The 19,310-nt window shown below is 47.4% G+C and carries 18 protein-coding genes; all 18 read left to right on the top strand.

The genetic code is table 11. The features are described from left to right. Positions 1-35 precede the first annotated feature (35 nt). Complete coding sequence (locus tag NSQ39_RS10530) at positions 36-761, top strand: GntR family transcriptional regulator (RefSeq protein ID WP_046132851.1); 726 nt, start codon at positions 36-38, stop codon at positions 759-761. Between the two features lie 89 nt (positions 762-850). After that, complete coding sequence (locus NSQ39_RS10525) at positions 851-2,092, top strand: MFS transporter (protein ID WP_175076231.1); 1,242 nt, start codon at positions 851-853, stop codon at positions 2,090-2,092. A 130-nt stretch (positions 2,093-2,222) separates the two neighbouring features. Further along, positions 2,223-3,503, top strand: coding sequence for an EF-P 5-aminopentanol modification-associated protein YfmF (gene yfmF, locus NSQ39_RS10520; protein WP_046132853.1), 1,281 nt, complete (start codon positions 2,223-2,225; stop codon positions 3,501-3,503). Beyond that, entirely contained in the window at positions 3,500-4,786 is a 1,287-nt protein-coding gene (gene yfmH / locus NSQ39_RS10515; protein ID WP_046132854.1) for an EF-P 5-aminopentanol modification-associated protein YfmH, read from the top strand. Before yfmF ends, yfmH begins: the two co-directional genes overlap by 4 nt. A gap of 75 nt (positions 4,787-4,861) precedes the next feature. Then, the gene (gene ymfI / locus NSQ39_RS10510) at positions 4,862-5,593 is read left to right on the top strand and encodes an elongation factor P 5-aminopentanone reductase (RefSeq protein WP_046132855.1); all 732 of its coding nucleotides are present in this window, start codon (positions 4,862-4,864) and stop codon (positions 5,591-5,593) included. Positions 5,594-5,663: 70 nt separating this feature from the next. Further along, complete coding sequence (locus NSQ39_RS10505; protein WP_046132856.1) at positions 5,664-5,921, top strand: DUF3243 domain-containing protein; 258 nt, start codon at positions 5,664-5,666, stop codon at positions 5,919-5,921. A gap of 241 nt (positions 5,922-6,162) precedes the next feature. Continuing rightward, positions 6,163-6,954 (top strand): YmfK family protein, encoded by a 792-nt coding sequence (locus tag NSQ39_RS10500; protein ID WP_046132857.1) that lies wholly within the window; start codon positions 6,163-6,165, stop codon positions 6,952-6,954. A 17-nt stretch (positions 6,955-6,971) separates the two neighbouring features. Further along, positions 6,972-7,877, top strand: a complete 906-nt coding sequence (locus NSQ39_RS10495) for a helix-turn-helix domain-containing protein (RefSeq protein WP_175076232.1) — start codon at positions 6,972-6,974, stop codon at positions 7,875-7,877. A gap of 62 nt (positions 7,878-7,939) precedes the next feature. After that, positions 7,940-8,521, top strand: coding sequence for a CDP-diacylglycerol--glycerol-3-phosphate 3-phosphatidyltransferase (gene pgsA, locus NSQ39_RS10490; protein ID WP_175076233.1), 582 nt, complete (start codon positions 7,940-7,942; stop codon positions 8,519-8,521). Positions 8,522-8,540: 19 nt separating this feature from the next. Continuing rightward, positions 8,541-9,791: a competence/damage-inducible protein A gene (locus NSQ39_RS10485; protein WP_175076234.1), complete on the top strand. Its 1,251-nt coding sequence runs from the start codon at positions 8,541-8,543 to the stop codon at positions 9,789-9,791. Between the two features lie 184 nt (positions 9,792-9,975). Then, positions 9,976-11,022 (top strand): recombinase RecA, encoded by a 1,047-nt coding sequence (gene recA / locus NSQ39_RS10480; protein ID WP_046132861.1) that lies wholly within the window; start codon positions 9,976-9,978, stop codon positions 11,020-11,022. Positions 11,023-11,366: 344 nt separating this feature from the next. After that, on the top strand, positions 11,367-12,926 hold the full coding sequence (rny, locus tag NSQ39_RS10475; RefSeq protein ID WP_046132862.1) for a ribonuclease Y: 1,560 nt from the start codon (positions 11,367-11,369) through the stop codon (positions 12,924-12,926). Between the two features lie 85 nt (positions 12,927-13,011). After that, a complete protein-coding gene (locus NSQ39_RS10470; protein ID WP_216899022.1) occupies positions 13,012-13,809 on the top strand; it encodes a TIGR00282 family metallophosphoesterase in 798 nt (265 codons plus the stop codon). A 202-nt stretch (positions 13,810-14,011) separates the two neighbouring features. Continuing rightward, entirely contained in the window at positions 14,012-14,272 is a 261-nt protein-coding gene (gene spoVS, locus NSQ39_RS10465; RefSeq protein WP_003181955.1) for a stage V sporulation protein SpoVS, read from the top strand. 103 nt (positions 14,273-14,375) lie between these two features. Then, on the top strand, positions 14,376-15,290 hold the full coding sequence (locus NSQ39_RS10460) for a dipeptidase (RefSeq protein WP_175077294.1): 915 nt from the start codon (positions 14,376-14,378) through the stop codon (positions 15,288-15,290). A gap of 124 nt (positions 15,291-15,414) precedes the next feature. Next, a complete protein-coding gene (gene tdh, locus NSQ39_RS10455) occupies positions 15,415-16,458 on the top strand; it encodes an L-threonine 3-dehydrogenase (RefSeq protein ID WP_175077296.1) in 1,044 nt (347 codons plus the stop codon). Positions 16,459-16,473: 15 nt separating this feature from the next. Then, positions 16,474-17,649, top strand: a complete 1,176-nt coding sequence (locus NSQ39_RS10450) for a glycine C-acetyltransferase (RefSeq protein ID WP_175077293.1) — start codon at positions 16,474-16,476, stop codon at positions 17,647-17,649. Positions 17,650-17,780: 131 nt separating this feature from the next. Continuing rightward, entirely contained in the window at positions 17,781-19,310 is a 1,530-nt protein-coding gene (gene miaB, locus NSQ39_RS10445; RefSeq protein WP_046132915.1) for a tRNA (N6-isopentenyl adenosine(37)-C2)-methylthiotransferase MiaB, read from the top strand.

Below are 19,310 nucleotides of genomic sequence, written 5' to 3'. Positions count from 1 at the left end.
TAATTTTAATTTGATCTGTCAGACGGAGGGAAAACATGTCTATACAAGCTGACAATCAACGGTTATGTTTAAAGGTGATTGATCGGATAAAAGAAGATATTCAAAAAGGTATTTACTGCGAAAATGAACAGCTCCCCTCTGAATTCGAGCTGTCAAAGATGCTGGGCGTCACAAGAACGGCTTTGCGGGAAGCGCTCAAAGTGCTGGAGGATGAAAACGTCATCATCAGACGGCACGGCGTCGGTACATTCGTCAACCCGAAACCTTTATTTTTATCAGGCATCGAACAGCTGAACAGCGTGACGAAAATGATTGAACAGGCGAGCATGACCCCGGGAACCATCTTTATGTCTTCACAGGTGACCGACCCGACTGAAGATGATCTGCTTCGTTTTCAAAATGCGGACGAAAGCGGGATATTCTTGCTTGAGCGGGTAAGAACGGCGAACGGTGTACCCGTCGTCTACTGTCTGGATAAAATCCCGATGTCGATTCTGCCGGATGGTTTTTCGCATGAGCAGGAATCGATGTTCGAATGGCTTGAGAACAAGTCTGGAGCGGTGATCAGCTATGCGGTCGCCGATATTGTGCCGATCGGCTTCCACGATACGATATCCCAAATTCTTGAGTGCGATCCGGAGACGGCTTTGCTTCTCTTGAAACAGATTCACTATGACCAGCATGATAAGCCTGTATTGTATTCTTTAAACTATTTCCGGGCTGACAAATTCAGATTCCATGTCGTAAGAAAACGATTTTGATAAAGGCGGGCGCTCAGGAACCGAGCGGCTGTTTTTTTGCCTTACATAAATTCACCCTTTTCTAGCAACAATAACAGATGGAAATACTAATGAATTGGGTGAAAAAGTTGAGCAGAAAAAAAGGCGTTAAAAGCATCATCGCGCTGTCTTCCGTCCCGCTTGTCATGACGCTTGGCAACTCGATGCTGATACCTGTTTTGCCTGTGATTGAAAAAAAATTAGGCATCACATCTTTTCAGGTCTCCTTGATCATTACGGTTTATTCGATCGTGGCGATCCTGTGCATCCCGATCACGGGCTATTTATCCGACCGGTTTGGGAGAAAAAAGGTCATGCTGCCGTGTCTTATCATCGCTGGTGCGGGAGGCGCCGTAGCCGGTGCAGCCTCCTCCTGGTTCAATGAGCCGTACGCGCTGATCTTGGCGGGGCGTGTGCTTCAAGGCATCGGTTCAGCCGGCGCCGCTCCGATCGTAATGCCGTTTATCGGAGATTTGTTTCAAGATGATGAAGAAGTAAGCGCTGGCCTTGGAGATATTGAAACGGCAAATACTGCCGGAAAAGTGTTGAGCCCGATCTTAGGGGCTTTTTTAGCATCCTGGGTTTGGTTTATGCCGTTCTGGTTTATCCCGGTCGTCAGCCTGATCAGCTTTTTTCTCGTGTTGTTTTTAGTTCCAAAGCCAAAGGAGAAAGTCGCAGAGACAAAATCTTTGAAAGAGTTCGCCAAAAACGTAAAGACCATTTTTAAACGGGAAGGCCGCTGGCTCGTTTCCATCTTTATCATTGGCGGGATTATCATGTTTCTGCTGTTTGGGGTGCTCTTTTACCTTTCGGAGAACCTTGAGAAAGCATACAAGATTGACGGGATCGTGAAAGGGGCGCTGCTCAGCATTCCGCTGCTTTTTCTGTCGGTCAGTTCGTATTTAGCCGGAAAGCTGATCGGAAACAACAAAATCAGAATGAAAATCTGTGTGATGGTCGGGATGATCCTGTTTGTTTTGTCTTTTGGCGGGATGTGGTGGAACCACTCTTTTTATCCGCTTTTTTTGTTTATGTCAATCGGAGGCATCGGCATCGGGATGGCCCTGCCCTCGCTTGATGCGCTTATTACGGAAGGGATCGATAAAGAAGAGCGCGGCACGATTTCGTCATTTTACAACAGCATGCGGTTTATCGGAGTTGCCCTCGGGCCGCCGGTTTTTGCGTATATGATGACAAATGCCGCCCGCTTGATTTTCATCGTCTCGCTTTTGTGCAGTTTGGCCGCTTTAACCCTTGTGTTATTTTATATTGATCCGAAAGAAAACGAAAATGAAGCGGCAAAGACGGTGTGACGTGCACCGTCTTTTCTTTTTTATTTCCTTAATCATCCTTCAGTTGATATAATTACAACCAAACGGCCCAAAGCATATGCTCATTTATGGTCATAATACATAATATAAACAAGGACGAAGGAGGTTCTTTATGACATACCTTAACGAAATAAAGGGAAAACACAAGGGGTTAACAAGCCATATTGTGAAAACGGAAAAATTTAAAACCGTTTCCATCATCTTTAAAATGCTCGCCCCTTTAACAAAAGAAGAGGTAACAAAACGGGCCCTTTTCCCGCATGTGCTTTTGCGGGGAACGAGCACACACCCGAAAACGGCAGATCTCAGAACGTACCTTGATGAGCTCTACGGCACTTCAGTGACCGCAGACCTTTCCAAAAAGGGCGAACAGCATGTGGTTACATTCCGCCTGGATATCGCAAACGAAAAGTATTTAAAGGATCAGACGCCGCTTTTGGAAAAAGGGCTGGAGCTTCTGTCAGAGATTATTTTTTCGCCTGCGCTCGAAAACGGTGCTTTTGACTCATTATATGTCTCTCAGGAAAAACGGACGTTAAAGCAAAGAATTCAAGCTGTTTACAATGATAAAATGCGCTATTCCAATTTAAGGCTCATTCAGGAAATGTGCAAAGATGAGCCGTATTCCCTGCATGTAAACGGAGAACTCGACGATGTAGAAAGCATCACACCGGAGAGCCTTTATGAAGCTTATACAAAAGCGATTAAAGAGGATCAGCTTGATCTATACATCGTGGGGGACGTTGACGAAAAACAGGTGGAGCAGTACGTTTCTTCTTATTTCGATGTTGACGAAAGAGAGGCGAGGCCTAGAGCCGGTATTCGGCGCGACCTTGCTCCCGAACCGAAAGAAATCATTGAAGATGCGGATGTTAAACAGGGAAAATTGAACATTGGCTTTCGGACCAATACGTTTTTTACAGATGAAGATTACCCGGCTTTGCAGCTTTTCAACGGTCTGTTCGGTGGATTTTCCCATTCAAAGCTGTTTATCAACGTCAGGGAAAAAGCGAGCCTTGCCTACTATGCGGCTTCCAGGATCGAAAGCTTTAAAGGCCTGTTAATGGTCATGTCCGGGATCGAAGTCGGCAATTATCAAAAGTGCGTCGACATCATTAAAGAGCAATTTCAAGAAATGAAAAAAGGCAGTTTTACCGATGAAGCGATCGGCCAGACGAAAGCGGTCATTAAAAACCAGATTCTTGAAACCCTTGACACGCCTTACGGATTAGTCGAATTCATTTACCAGCAGGCCGCCGCTCAAACCGAATTTTCTTTGGAAGAATGGCTCGGCCGCATTGACAGTGTCACAAAAGACGACATCATCGAAGTCGGAAAGAAAATCGAACTGGATACAACGTACTTTCTGAAAGGGACGGAGGGAGCATCTTGACGAAAACGATCGAATTTGAGCAGCTCAAGGAAACGCTATACTACGAAAAAATGCCGGGCGGGCTTGACGTATATGTCCTTCCGAAAGAAGGCTTTAATAAGACATACGCCGTGTTTACGACGAAATACGGCTCGATTGACAACGAATTCGTCCCGCTCGGCAAAGAGGATTTAGTCCGCGTGCCTGACGGGATCGCCCACTTTTTGGAGCACAAGCTGTTTGAAAAAGCCGACGGCGACGTGTTTCAGCAATTCAGCAAACAGGGGGCCTCGGCGAATGCTTTTACCTCCTTTACCAGAACGGCGTATCTCTTTTCAAGCACATCAAACGTAGAAGAAAATCTGGAAACGCTCGTCGATTTTGTGCAGGATCCGTATTTTACGGAAAAAACGGTTGAAAAGGAAAAAGGCATTATCGGCCAGGAAATCAATATGTACGACGATAATCCGGATTGGCGCCTTTTCTTCGGCCTGATCGAAAACATGTATAAAGAGCACCCTGTCAAGATTGACATTGCCGGTACGATCGAAAGCATCTCACACATTACGAAGGATCTTTTGTATGAATGCTATGAGACGTTCTATCACCCGAGCAATATGCTGCTTTTCATCGTCGGTCCGGTCGATCCGGAAGCGGTCATCCGCCAGGTGAGGGACAATCAGCAGAACAAGCCGTATACGGATCAGCCTGAAATCGTCCGCAAAGAAGTGAAAGAGCCTGCGGCGGTATATCGAAAAGAGCAGGAAATCAAAATGAACGTCCAAAGTTCGAAATGCCTGGTCGGATTAAAAAGCATCAATCCGACCAATACGGGCGACGATCTCTTAAAGCATGAACTGACCATGAACCTGATTCTCGAGTGTCTGTTCGGCAAAAGCTCGGCCGATTATGAAAGAATTTATGAAAAAGGCTACATTGACGAGACGTTCAGCTACGACTACACCGAGGAACACGGCTTCGGCTTCGCCTCTGTCGGCGGCGATACGCCGGAGCCCGACAAGCTAGCCGATGAACTGAAACAGGTGCTCTATAAAGCGAAGGAGACGATCACGGCAGAAAAACTCGATTTGGCGAGAAAGAAAAAAATCGGTACATTCCTAAAATCGATGAACTCTCCGGAGTATATCGCCAACCAATTTACACGGTACGCTTTTTTAGAAACGAGTTTGTTTGATATCGTATCCGTTTTGGAATCAATCACCTTGGAAGACGTTCATCGTGTTGTCGATGAAGAGATAGAAGAGGACAGAATCACTGTCTGCAAAGTTGTTCCAAAATCATAACCGTCAGGAAAGTTCAGCGTGAGCAGCATGTTGTAGCATCACGCTGAACCTTTCTTTTTTAGGAAGGATGGAAATATGGCAAAACTGGCTCTTGTAACAGGAGCAAGCGGCGGAATCGGCCAGAGCATATGCGAAAAGCTGGCGCAAAGCGGCTTTGACCTGCTCCTTCACTACAATACAAATGAAAAGGCAGCCGTCTCTTTAAGCGAGCGGCTGTCAAATACATATCACATTCAAACCGAAATCATTCAAAGCGATCTGTCCGACCCCGGCGGTGCGGCGGCTGTTTCCGCTTGCATTGGCGGCCGGGCGCTGGACGCCGTCGTATTAAACAGCGGGCAGAGCTACCGCGGCCTTGTTACAGACATGACAGACGAAGAAGTTCATGAGATGGTCCAGCTTCACGTGACAAGTCCGTTTACGCTGACAAGAAACGTGCTTCCGGCCATGATCAGAAGAAAAGCCGGCGCGATTGTCGCGATCACTTCGATATGGGGAGAAACGGGGGCTTCCTGCGAAGTGCTTTACAGCATGACAAAGGGGGCGCAGCATTCGTTTGTCAAAGCCCTCGCAAAAGAGCTGGCGCCGAGCGGCATCAGAGTGAACGCCGTTTCCCCCGGGGCCGTCAAAACGAATATGATGAGCGGGTTTTCGAAGGAAGAAGAGGACATGATCGCAGAAGACATCCCGATGGGAAGGCTCGCAAAGCCCGAAGAGGTCGCAGATGCCGTTCAATTTCTGCTTTCGGAAAAAGCGTCATATATCACCGGCCAGATTTTATCGGTAAACGGAGGCTGGCATTGCTAAAACAATGTATAGTTTATGATCCCTCAGATAATAATAAGGCTGTAACTTTAAGAGAATGGAGGGGCCTGATATGTCCGTACTGGATAATTGGGATCAGTGGAAAAACTTCTTGGGCGACCGTCTCAACTACGCCCATGAAAAAGGAATGTCAAACGAAACCATCTCGGATCTTGCTTATGAGATCGGCGATTACTTAGCCGGTCAGGTCGATTCAAAAAACCATCAGGAAAGAGTGCTCGCAGATCTGTGGAGCGTAGCTTCTGAAGATGAGCAGCGCGCGATTGCGAACGTGATGGTCAAGCTTGTTGAAAACAACGGCTCGCATTGAGGAGAGAGTGTGTTCACTCTCTCTTTTTATACGTTTACTTTGTTTTTTTCGGTTTCTTCCAGCGGCCGGAAGGGTAAAAAAGATTTAGAGGGGGGCAGATTGCAGCGCCCGATTTTTCCCGATTTTGGGAAACGGACGTTTTTCTTATTTAATCACATATTCTGCTTTCTAATTGAGACAAAATGCTTTATGATAAAGGAAGGTAAATTTTTGCCACGATGATGGATAGGGAGGTTATCATTTGGCAAAGCTCGAATGGTATTTAGAATACGAAATCCAAGTCAACCGTCCCGGACTTCTGGGAGATATATCCTCTTTATTAGGTATGTTATCGATTAATATTGTCACAATTAACGGCGTTGATACGTCAAGAAGGGGCCTTTTGTTAAAATGCCGTCATATAGATCAAATCAAACGTCTCGAATCCATTTTAAACACGATGGAGACGATTAAGGTTACAAAGCTGAGGGAGCCGAAACTGAGGGATCGCCTCGCCGTAAGGCACGGACGCTACATTCAGCGGGATGCCGATGACAAAAAAACGTTCCGCTTTGAACGCGACGAGCTCGGGCTGCTTGTCGATTTTATGGCCGAACTGTTTAAAAAAGACGGGCATAAGCTGATCGGAATCCGAGGAATGCCGCGTGTCGGCAAGACGGAATCGATCGTGGCCGCGAGCGTGTGCGCCAGCAAAAGGTGGCTGTTTGTGTCTTCAACGCTTTTGAAACAAACGATCAGAAGCCAGCTTGTCGCTGATGAATACAACACGGAGAACGTCTTTATACTGGACGGAATCGTGTCGACGAGAAGAGGATCTGAACGACATTTGCAGCTCGTCAGTGAAATCATGCGGCTGCCCGCGACAAAAGTCGTCGAGCATCCGGATATTTTTGTGCAAAATACGGAATATACAATGGATGATTTCGATTACATTATCGAATTGCGTAACAGCCCTGATGAGGTTATTACATATGAACATGCCGAGGAACCGCAAATGTTTGACCATACTGGTTTTTCTGGCTTTGATTTTTAAAATGGAAGGTGTTTGTTGTGACTGAACTAGGAAATCGGCTCAAAGAAGCCAGAGAGGAAAAAGGGATGTCGTTAGACGACCTTCAGGCGGCAACGAAAATCCAGAAAAGGTATTTGACGGCGCTTGAAGAGGGAAACTATGACGTTATTCCGGGAAAGTTTTATGTAAGAGCTTTTATTAAACAGTACGCTGAAGCCGTCGGACTGAACTCAGAGCAGCTGTTTGAAGAGTTCAAAAAGGATATCCCTGACTCCTACAATGACGAGGTTTCTGATAAGCTTTCTTCGATCAAGCCTCAGAGGGAGCTTCCGGGGCCCGCCTCCAAAGCGCTTGAGCTTTTGCCTACACTGCTTGTCTCGGCAGGCGTGATTGTCGTGATCGCGATCATTTACGTCATTGTCCAGGCCGTGATGGGCGGAGGAAATGAAAATTCCGCCGAACAGACGAAAACGGTAGAGACAGAGAGCAAGTATGACGTCTCAAAAGATTCGCCGCTGAAGAATGAAAATCAAAAAAACGCGGACAACGAAAAATCAGGCGCTGAAGATAAAAAAGACGACGCCGCCCAGAAAGCCGCTGACAAAAAAGAGCTGACCATCAAGGCCGCAGACAGCCAGGGCTCTTCCACAACCTATGAAGTATCGGGAGCCGACAAGCTTGAGCTTGAGGTGACAACGACCGCGGATTCATGGGTCAGGGTGCGGGACGCGAAAGGAACCTCCCTTAAAGAAGGCATGATGAAAAAAGGAGATTCCTTTCAAAAAAATATTACCGACCAAGATCAGATCGAATTGCGGGTCGGATATGCGCCTGGCGTAGAAATCAAAATCAACGGAAAGGTTCTTTCCTACGAACTTGATCCGAAGAATGTGATGACACAAAACATAACGATTGAAAATAAAAAGGAGAAAAAGTCATCTTAACTGCCCGGATGACTTTTTCTTTCGTCCATCAGCAATAAAACGATACATAATGGAGGAACTCTATGTTTAACTTACCGAATAAAATTACGCTTTCGAGAATCGCCTTAATTCCTATTTTCATGATCATCATGCTCGTTCCGTTCAATTGGGGGTCGCTGTCTTTCGGAAACGAATCGATTCCGGTCGCACATCTGATCGGCGCTCTTTTGTTCATCTTCGCCTCGGTTACCGATTGGGTTGACGGCTATTATGCAAGAAAGCTGAAACTCGTGACGAATTTCGGGAAATTTCTCGATCCTCTGGCGGACAAATTGCTCGTGTCTTCTGCTTTGATCATTTTGGTCCATTATCACCTTGCACCGGCCTGGATGGCGATCGTCATCATCAGCCGGGAGTTCGCCGTGACGGGACTCCGCCTTGTGCTTGCGGGGACTGGCGAAGTCGTCGCTGCGAATATGCTTGGAAAGGTAAAAACGTGGGCGCAGATCATCGCCATTTCGGCTCTCTTGCTGCATAATCTTCCATTTGAGCTCGTCTCGTTCCCGTTCGGCTCTCTCTCGCTATGGGTGGCCGTCTTTTTCACCATCGTATCCGGCTGGGATTATTTCGCCAAGAACTGGGATGCTTTAAAAACATCGAACTAAACATAGGGAAGTGGATAACATGAAACTTGAAAGAAAAGCTGAAATCATCGCCGTCGGTTCAGAGCTTTTGCTCGGACAGATCGCCAATACGAACGCTCAGTTTATCAGCAAGCATTTGGCGGAAATCGGAATCAACGTTTTTTATCATACAGCGGTCGGAGACAACCCTGAACGCTTGAAACGGGTCATTCAAACCGCGCAGGAAAGGTCTGATTTCATCATCTTTTCAGGGGGGCTTGGGCCGACGAAAGACGATTTGACAAAAGAAACGATCGCCCGGGTCATCGGGCGTCCCCTTCAGCTTGATGAGGAAGCATTTCAATCGATTGAAGACTATTTCAAAAAAACGAACCGGACGATGTCTCCGAACAATCGAAAGCAGGCGCTCGTTCTCGAAGGTTCGGATGTGCTGCCAAACCGGTTCGGAATGGCTCCGGGGATGCTGCTTCAGCATGAATCGCGTTTTTACATGCTGCTTCCGGGGCCCCCGAAGGAACTTGAGCCGATGTTTGAAAACGAAGCGAAGCCGCTGATTTTGGAAAAACTCGGTTCAAAGGAGAAGATCGTCTCAAGGGTGCTGCGCTTCTTCGGAATCGGTGAATCCCAGCTTGAAACGGATTTGGAAGACCTTATCGATGCGCAGACGAACCCGACGATCGCCCCTTTGGCGGCAGATGGGGAAGTCACCCTCAGGCTGACGGCAAAACACGCCGATCCGGCTGAGACGGAGCGCCTTCTAAAAGAAACGGAAGACCGCATTTTAGAGCGCGTCGGCGAGTTCTTTTACGGATACGATGATACATCGCTTGTCGAAGAGCTTGCGAAAGCCTGCGTCCGCAAAGGACTGACGCTGTCTGCCGCGGAAAGCTTTACAGGAGGGCTTTTTTCCAGCTGGCTGACGGAATTGAGCGGGGCCTCCGAATACTTCAAAGGCGGCGCCGTCTGCTACACAAACGAATTGAAAGTGTCAGCGGCCGGCGTTTCGGAAGACATGCTGCAGCGGTACGGTGCGGTCAGCGCGCAATGCGCAAAGGAGCTTGCAGCGGGCATCAGAAGCAAAACCGGAAGCGACATCGGCATCAGTTTTACCGGTGTGGCCGGTCCGAATACGCAGGAAGGGCATCCGGCCGGGAAGGTATTTATCGGCATCTCGGTCGGCGGCAAACCGGAGGAAGCGTACGAGTTCATGTTCGCGGGCTCAAGATCGGCCGTCAGGAAGCGTTCTGCCAAATACGGCTGCCATCTGCTCCTGCACATTTTGGGTAAATAAGCGATAATTCCGTTTTCGGAGAATCTTCCTTTTAAAAAAAGACTGCTTTCGCTCTTTGCAAAATGATTTTTTATCGTTTAAAATCCGCTGAAAAAAATCGAATATGCGTTCGCTTTTTTCTTGGCAAATCCGAGCAAACAAGGTATAGTAGATATAGCGGAAGTGATAAAGGAGGAAAAAACAGATGAGTGATCGTCAGGCAGCCTTAGATATGGCGCTTAAACAAATAGAAAAACAGTTTGGAAAAGGTTCCATCATGAAACTCGGAGAACAAACCGAGACGAGAATTTCAACCGTTCCGAGCGGCTCTTTAGCGCTCGATACAGCCCTCGGGGTGGGCGGATATCCGCGCGGACGGATTATTGAAGTATACGGCCCTGAAAGCTCCGGTAAAACGACGGTGGCGCTTCACGCGATTGCCGAAGTTCAGCAGCAGGGCGGACAGGCGGCGTTCATAGACGCCGAGCACGCGCTTGATCCCGTTTACGCGCAAAAATTAGGGGTTAACATTGACGAGCTGCTGCTGTCCCAGCCTGACACGGGGGAGCAGGCACTTGAAATTGCTGAAGCGCTTGTCAGAAGCGGAGCCGTTGACATCGTCGTCATCGACTCCGTTGCGGCGCTCGTGCCGAAGGCGGAAATCGAAGGAGACATGGGAGACTCGCATGTCGGGCTGCAGGCCAGACTGATGTCCCAGGCGCTGCGGAAGCTTTCCGGAGCAATCAATAAATCAAAAACGATCGCGATCTTTATTAACCAGATCCGCGAAAAAGTCGGCGTCATGTTCGGAAACCCTGAGACGACCCCAGGGGGAAGAGCCCTGAAGTTCTATTCTTCCGTGCGGCTTGAAGTGCGCCGCGCCGAACAGCTCAAACAAGGCAACGACGTCATGGGGAACAAGACGAAAATTAAAGTCGTGAAAAACAAAGTGGCGCCTCCATTCCGGACGGCCGAAGTAGACATTATGTACGGCGAAGGAATCTCCAAAGAAGGGGAAATCATCGACCTTGGAACAGAGCTTGACATCGTCCAAAAAAGCGGGGCATGGTACTCCTATCAGGATGAACGCCTTGGACAGGGCCGCGAAAACGCGAAGCAGTTCCTAAAGGAAAACAAAGATGTGCTTTTGATGATCCAAGAGCAGATCAGGGAGCATTACGGCTTGGATAACAACGGTGTTTCGGCTCCAAAAGAAGAAGAGGAAGACATTCAGGAAGAGCTCGAATTTTAATTTTAAGGCTGCCGGCTGGCAGCCTTTTCTTTTTCTTTCGCAAATCCGCCGTCCCCTTCCAAAAATCTCCGGCCTGTTGCCGATTCAGCGGATGTATGTCCGGTGGATTGCTCATATCTTTTGAAACGTTAAGATCGTAAGCTTGACAAGTATTTGCCACACAATTACAATGAAATTGTATCACTTGTTTTTCTTAACATGATTGATAAACATTTAAACTTGACAAGGGCTGTGAAGCTTCTTCATTCCCTGTGAAGGTTCTGTATGTTGAGAAGAAAGTACAATGTACATGCCGACACTTACTTTTAGCAAGAAACAAGTTCATAGCAAGAGGAGGTGAAAGTATGAGTCCATTAACCATTCTCATCTCCATTTTGCTGAGCCTATTCTGTTTAGTTGTTGGCTACTATGTTCGTAAAATCATTGCCGAAGCAAAAATTTCAGGTGCGCGCAACGCAGCCGAACAAATTCTTGGAGACGCAAAGCGGGATGCTGAAGCGTTGAAAAAAGAAGCCCTTCTTGAAGCAAAGGACGAGATTCATACGCTTCGGATAGAAGCTGAACAAGAAGTTCGTGAAAGACGAAATGAGCTTCAAAAACAAGAAAACCGTTTACTCCAAAAGGAAGAGAACCTTGACCGAAAAGATGAATCGTTAGATAAACGGGAAGCGATGTTGGAGAAGAAAGATCATTCTCTGAATGAACGACAACAACATATTGAAGAGATGGAAAGCAAAGTGGATGAAATGATTCGTAAGCAGCAGTCGGAATTGGAGCGTATTTCAAGTCTGACGCGTGATGAAGCGAAGCAAATCATTCTGGATCGGGTTGAAAAAGAGCTTTCCCATGACATCGCGATCATGATGAAAGAAACTGAAAATCGTGCGAAAGAAGAGGCTGATAAAAAAGCGAAAAATATTCTTTCATTGGCTTTACAGCGCTGTGCGGCTGATCATGTGGCAGAGACGACGGTTTCCGTTGTCAACCTTCCAAATGATGAGATGAAAGGCCGTATTATCGGACGTGAAGGGCGAAACATCCGTACGTTGGAAACATTGACTGGAATCGACCTTATCATTGACGATACGCCGGAAGCCGTTATCCTTTCAGGATTTGATCCGATCAGGCGCGAAACAGCAAGGATCGCTCTTGATAAGCTCGTTCAGGATGGCCGCATTCATCCTGCCAGAATCGAAGAAATGGTTGAGAAATCCCGCCGTGAAGTGGATGATTATATTCGCGAAATGGGCGAACAGACGACGTTTGAGGTAGGAGTCCACGGTCTTCACCCCGATTTAATCAAAATACTCGGCCGCTTGAAGTTCAGAACAAGCTACGGACAGAATGTACTAAAACATTCAATGGAAGTGGCATTCTTGACCGGACTAATGGCTGCTGAGCTTGGAGAAGACGTTACGCTTGCGAAAAGAGCGGGCCTTCTTCACGACATCGGGAAGGCGATTGACCACGAGGTGGAAGGAAGCCATGTCGAAATCGGCGTGGAACTGGCCACCAAGTATAAGGAGCATCCTGTCGTTATCAACAGTATCGCATCACACCACGGGGATCAGGAGCCGACTTCCATCATCGCCGTGCTCGTGGCCGCAGCCGATGCGCTGTCAGCCGCAAGACCTGGAGCAAGAAGCGAAACGCTCGAAAATTATATTCGCAGGCTTGAAAAACTGGAGGAAATCTCCGAGTCCTACGAAGGTGTTGAGAAATCGTTTGCGATACAGGCCGGACGGGAAGTGCGGATCATGGTGAAACCAGACTCGATTAACGATCTTGAAGCCCATCGTTTGGCGCGGGATATTCGAAAACGAATTGAGGACGAGCTCGACTACCCTGGACATATTAAAGTAACCGTCATCAGGGAAACGAGAGCCGTTGAATACGCAAAATAAAGTGGTGCGCATGCACCACTTTATTTTTTTGTTTCCTTGTGTAACACTATTAAAGAAACCTATTGAAAAAAGAAAGGGTCAAAGCATGAGAATTTTATTTGTTGGAGATGTCGTCGGTTCGCCCGGCAGAGAGATGATTAAAACGTATTTGCCAAAACTGAAGCTGAAATATAAACCGCACGCCGTCATCGTGAACGGGGAAAACGCAGCACACGGGAAAGGAATCACCGAAAAAATTTATCATCAGCTCATTCAAGCGGGTGCCGATGTCATCACCATGGGAAATCATACGTGGGATAAAAGGGAAATATTTGATTTTATCGATAGCGCTCCGCAGATCGTCAGGCCCGCCAATTTTCCTAAAGGCACGCCTGGCAAAGGAATCGCTTACATCAAAACAAACGGCAGCAAGGAACTGGCTGTAATCAATTTGCAAGGCCGTACATTTCTGCCTCCGATCGATTGTCCGTTTGAAAAAGCGGACGAATTGATTGAAGAGGCTTCTAAAAGAACGCCGTATATTTTTATCGATATGCATGCCGAAGCGACGAGCGAAAAGCAGGCGATCGGCTGGTATACGGACGGACGCGTTTCGGCTGTTGTCGGAACGCATACACACGTGCAGACGGCGGACAACCGCGTCCTTCCAAAAGGGACGGCTTATATTACCGACGTCGGCATGACAGGTCCTTATGACGGCATTCTCGGCATGGAGCGGGAGACGATCATCAAACGGTTTAAGACGAGTCTCCCGGTACGTTTTGAAATCGCCGAAGGCCGTACGACGTTAAGCGCGGTTGTCATTGATATCGATGACCAAAGCAAAAAAGCGGTTAAGATCGACCGGATATTAATCAATGATGACCACATGTTTTTCGAATAGAAGAACGAAAAATCATTTTAGAAAAATATTAAAAAGAAAGCAGGAATATCCCAGTCTTTTCGTGAATATAGTAAAAATGGAAGGTACCCTGCTATTTTTGAAAAGCAATTAAAAGGGGATGGCTTTTTCAAATGGCAATATCTAACAATGATTGTTCTAATGAACACTCACTTATCCATTGTAAAATTAAGGGGGAGCAGGAATGGAAATATTAAAGGTTTCAGCAAAATCAAATCCAAACTCGGTTGCAGGTGCGCTGGCGGGAGTTTTGAGAGAACGAGGGGCTGCAGAAATTCAAGCAATAGGTGCCGGAGCATTGAACCAAGCGGTAAAAGCGGTTGCGATTGCCCGGGGATTTGTGGCGCCCAGCGGTGTTGATCTGATTTGTATTCCGGCTTTTACGGACATTCAAATTGACGGTGAAGAGCGGACGGCGATCAAATTAATTGTAGAGCCTCGCTGATAGAAAAAGAATGTATTGATTTCATATGTTTCAACCTGCTTACACATGTAAGCGGGTTGTTTTTGGTTTGGCTTTAAAAAATCTGTCATGGGAGGGATCGGTCGTGAACATTTTCGATGCCCATTCAGATTTGCTTTTGAAGCTTTGGAAAAATCCGCGGCTTAATGAATACAGCGATCCTTCGCTGCAAACTCCGGTCAGTGCGCTATTAAACGGAAAGGCAAAGGTTCAGTGTCTGGCCATTTTTCTGCCGGATACGGTGCCGGCGAATCTGCGCCTTGAAATGGCGCTCGTCCAAATTCAGCTGTTCTATGAAAAAGTCGCAAAATATGAACGAATCAAACTGATCAAAAGCAAGTCAGACATCGATTCGCTCAAATTTGATGAAACAGGGATTATCTTAACGATGGAAGGGTGCGAACCGGTATCGAAAAATGTAAGGCTGTTTGATATCTTTTTTCAGCTCGGCGTCAGAAGCTTCGGTTTGACATGGAATTGGGCCAACGTGTTTGCTGACGGCGCCTTGGAAAAGAGAAATGCAGGTCTTACGCAATGGGGGGAAAAATTGATCAAGATCGCCAACCGGCACCGGGTTTGGACGGACGTTTCCCATTTGTCGGAAAAAAGCTTCTGGGATACGGTTGCCCTTGCAAAATACCCGATTGCCTCCCACTCGAATGCGTACAGCCTTTGTCCGCATCCGCGAAATTTAAAAGATGACCAAATCAAGGCGCTGATCAAGAAAAACGGGGTCATCGGCATCACCTTTGTTCCCGAGTTTATAAATAAGACGCCCCGCATAAAAGACATTCTTTCGCATATCGACCATGTCTGCTCTTTGGGCGGTGAACGGCATATCGGATTCGGCTCCGATTTTGACGGGTTCGATAAGGTGATTCCGGGGCTTGAAGCCTACAAGGATTACGACAATCTGATCCATGCATTGGAGAGCCATTATTCTGCAAGACAAGTCAGACGGTTTCTCTATGAAAATTTCATCAGCCGGATTCCGTTTTAAAAAAATATTCCATATTTTTCAGAGGGTGTTCAGATGTCCATGCCACATGTACATCGATATTTACCGATGTATAAAATCGTGCTACAATCCTATTGTAAAGCGATTTGGCAAAGGGGGTATGTTCATCATGAGCGGAAAAATGAAAGCGCTTATCAAGACGCCGGGGGAGCCGGGAGCTGTTTGTGATCTTGTTCCGATACCGGAAATCGGCCAGAACGAAGTGCTGATTAAAGTCAAAGCCGCGTCGATCTGCGGGACTGATGTGCATATTTATAATTGGGATGAATGGGCGAAAAACAGAGTAAAGCCGCCATATGTTTTCGGCCACGAATTTTCGGGCGAAGTAGCGGCGGTCGGGGAAAATGTTTCATCTGTCAAAGAAGGCGATTTTGTATCGGCGGAAACGCACTTCGTCTGCGGCAAATGCATTCCGTGTCTGACGGGAAAACAGCATGTGTGCAGCAAGACGATGATCCTCGGTGTTGATACAGATGGATGCTTCGCCGAATATGTGAAGGTGCCCGAAAGCAACATTTGGAAAAATCCGCCCGGCATGCCTGAGGATCTTGCTTCCATTCAAGAACCGCTCGGAAATGCCGTTCATACGGTTCTGTCAGGCATTGCGGCCGGATCGAAAACGGCTATTGTCGGCTGTGGACCGATCGGCTTAATGGCAGTCGCTGTAGCAAAAGCAGCCGGCGCTTCACAAGTGATCGCCATAGATAAAAACGAGTACAGGCTCGAACTGGCCGTGAAAATGGGGGCAACGGCTACGATTTCGATCGAAAAAGAAGATCCGCTTAAAAATGTAAGCGTTTTAACAAATGGGGAAGGCGCAGACCTTGTATGCGAGATGTCAGGCCATCCGACCGCGATCTGCCAAAGCTTAAAAATGGCGGCAAATGGAGGAAGGGTTCACATTTTAAGCCTGCCTGAGCATCCGGTGTGCATCGACATGACCAATGACATCGTCTTTAAAGGCCTTACAGTTCAAGGGATTACCGGCAGAAAAATGTTTGAAACGTGGCGGCAGGTGAGCGGCTTGCTCCATTCAGGATCCATACAGATCAAGCCTGTCATCACCCACCATTTTTCTCTTGAGGAGTATGAAAAAGGCTTTGAGCTGATGAGGAAAGGACAGTGCGGCAAAGTCATACTGATACCATAGAAAGGAGAGATTGATATGAAAGAATTCACATTTTTACAAAAAGAGCTCGACACGATGAGGGAGCAGGGCACATTTCAAGAGCTGCCGAAGATCGAATCGTGTCAGGGACCGATTGTCAGGATGAAAGGAAGAGATATCATTCAGCTGTCCTCCAACAATTATCTCGGCCTCACCTCTCATCCGCGGCTCAAAAAAGCAGCCGTTGATGCAGCCGAGCGGTTTGGGGCGGGAACCGGCTCAGTCCGGACCATTGCCGGAACGTTCACAATGCATGATGAGCTTGAGAAAAAACTGGCCGGCTTCAAGAAAACGGAAGCGGCGCTCGTTTTTCAGTCCGGCTTTACGGCGAATCAGGGCATTCTCTCAAGCATTCTCACAAAAGACGATATCGTGATTTCGGATGAATTAAACCACGCCTCCATCATCGACGGGATCAGGCTCACCAAAGCAGGGCGGAAAGTCTATGAACATGCGAATATGGAAGACTTGGAAAAAATCCTGAAAAAATCAATGAGTTACAGAAACAGGCTCATCGTTACGGACGGCGTGTTTTCCATGGACGGGGACATTGCGCCGCTTCCGGACATTGTGAGGCTCGCAGAGCAGTACGATGCATTTGTCATGGTCGATGACGCGCACGCGTCCGGCGTACTCGGCGAAAACGGGCGCGGGACGGTACATCATTTCGGCCTTGACGGAAAGGTGCATATCCAGGTCGGCACCCTGAGCAAAGCGCTCGGCGTTTTGGGCGGATATGCCGCAGGTTCAAAGGTGCTCATCGACTATTTGAAGCATAAAGGAAGACCGTTTCTGTTCAGTACCTCCCATCCGCCGGCAGTGACGGCGGCATGCATTGAAGCAGTCAACGTGCTGATGGAAGAGCCGGCATTGATCAAAAGGCTTTGGGACAACACGGCATACTTCAAAAAAGGACTCGAAAACATCGGCCTTCCGCTCATTCAAAGCGAGACGCCGATCACGCCGATTTTAATCGGCGATGAAGCGGAAACATGCCGTTTTTCTGCTACCCTGTTTGAACTTGGCGTGTTTGCGCAGGCAATCGTATTCCCGACGGTTCCAAAAGGCAAAGCGCGCATCAGAACGATCATGACTGCGGAGCATACGAAACAAGACCTTGACAAAGCGCTCGACATCATCGAAACCGGCGCCCGAAAATCCGGACTGCTTTAGCGCTTAAAAACAAAGCAAATTACCATTGATAATCATTTTCATTTAGTGTACAATGATGGGTTCTGGGTTGTGCTGACAGCCGAGAACCTTTATACTGTAGGGTGGAGCTTTGTTTGAAAGGAGAAAAAAACATGAATGAGAAACAGCGAACTGAAAGCGGACAGGTCAATCCATCGGACAAAAAATCCGAGAAGGATTACAGCAAATATTTTGAAGCTGTGTATGTTCCGCCTTCATTAAAAGATGCAAAAAAACGCGGCAAAGAAGCCGTTAAATATCATAACGATTTTAAAATATCAGAGCAGTTCAGAGGCATGGGAGAAGGACGGAAGTTTTACATCCGCACGTACGGCTGCCAGATGAATGAACACGACACAGAAGTGATGGCCGGGATTTTCATGGCGCTCGGCTATGAGCCGACCGACTCGACTGAAGATGCAAACGTCATCTTGCTTAACACATGCGCGATCCGGGAAAACGCGGAAAACAAAGTGTTTGGCGAAATCGGCCATTTAAAAGGTTTGAAAAAGGATAACCCCGATTTGATACTGGGCGTCTGCGGCTGCATGTCCCAGGAAGAATCAGTCGTCAACCGGATTTTAAAGAAACATCCGTTCGTCGATTTGATTTTCGGTACACACAACATTCACCGCCTTCCAGAACTTTTGTCAGAAGCATATCTGTCAAAAGAAATGGTCGTTGAAGTGTGGTCTAAAGAAGGAGACGTTATTGAAAACCTGCCGAAAGTCCGCCACGGAAAAATCAAGGCATGGGTCAACATCATGTACGGCTGCGACAAGTTCTGTACGTACTGCATCGTTCCGTATACGAGGGGAAAAGAGCGCAGCAGACGTCCTGAAGACATCATCCAGGAAGTGAGAAGGCTTGCGGCTGAAGGCTACAAGGAAATCACGCTTCTCGGGCAAAACGTCAACGCCTACGGAAAAGATTTTGAAGACATGGAATACGGCCTCGGTCATCTGATGGATGAGCTTCGTAAGATCGACATTCCGAGAATCCGCTTTACGACAAGCCACCCGCGCGATTTTGACGACCATCTGATCGAGGTGCTTGCAAAAGGCGGGAACCTCTTGGATCATATCCATCTTCCTGTTCAATCCGGAAGCTCTGACGTCCTGAAGCTGATGGCGCGCAAATACGACCGTGAGCGCTATCTCGATCTTGTCGCCAAAATTAAAAAAGCGATGCCGAATGCTTCTTTGACAACCGATATTATCGTCGGCTTCCCTAACGAAACGGACGAACAATTTGAAGAAACGCTTTCTTTATACAGGGAAGTCGAGTTCGACAGCGCCTATACGTTCATTTACTCGCCTCGCGAAGGAACGCCGGCTGCGAAGATGAAAGACAATGTTCCGATGCGGGTCAAAAAAGAGCGGCTTCAGCGCTTAAATGACCTGGTCAACGAAATTTCCGCGAAGAAAATGAAGGAATATGAGGGGCAGGTTGTCGAAGTATTAGTAGAAGGTGAAAGCAAAAACAATCCTGATATTCTTGCCGGCTACACACGCAAAAACAAGCTTGTAAACTTTAAAGGACCGAAAGAAGCGATCGGCAAGCTTGTCAACGTAAAAATCCACCAGGCGAAAACGTGGTCGCTTGACGGAGAAATGGTGGGAGAAGCAATCGAGGTGAATTAA

Origin of the sequence: Bacillus sp. FSL W8-0848 (assembly GCF_038007805.1) — a bacterium.
Classification (GTDB): domain Bacteria; phylum Bacillota; class Bacilli; order Bacillales; family Bacillaceae; genus Bacillus; species Bacillus glycinifermentans.
This window is presented reverse-complemented; position numbering and strand designations above follow the sequence as displayed.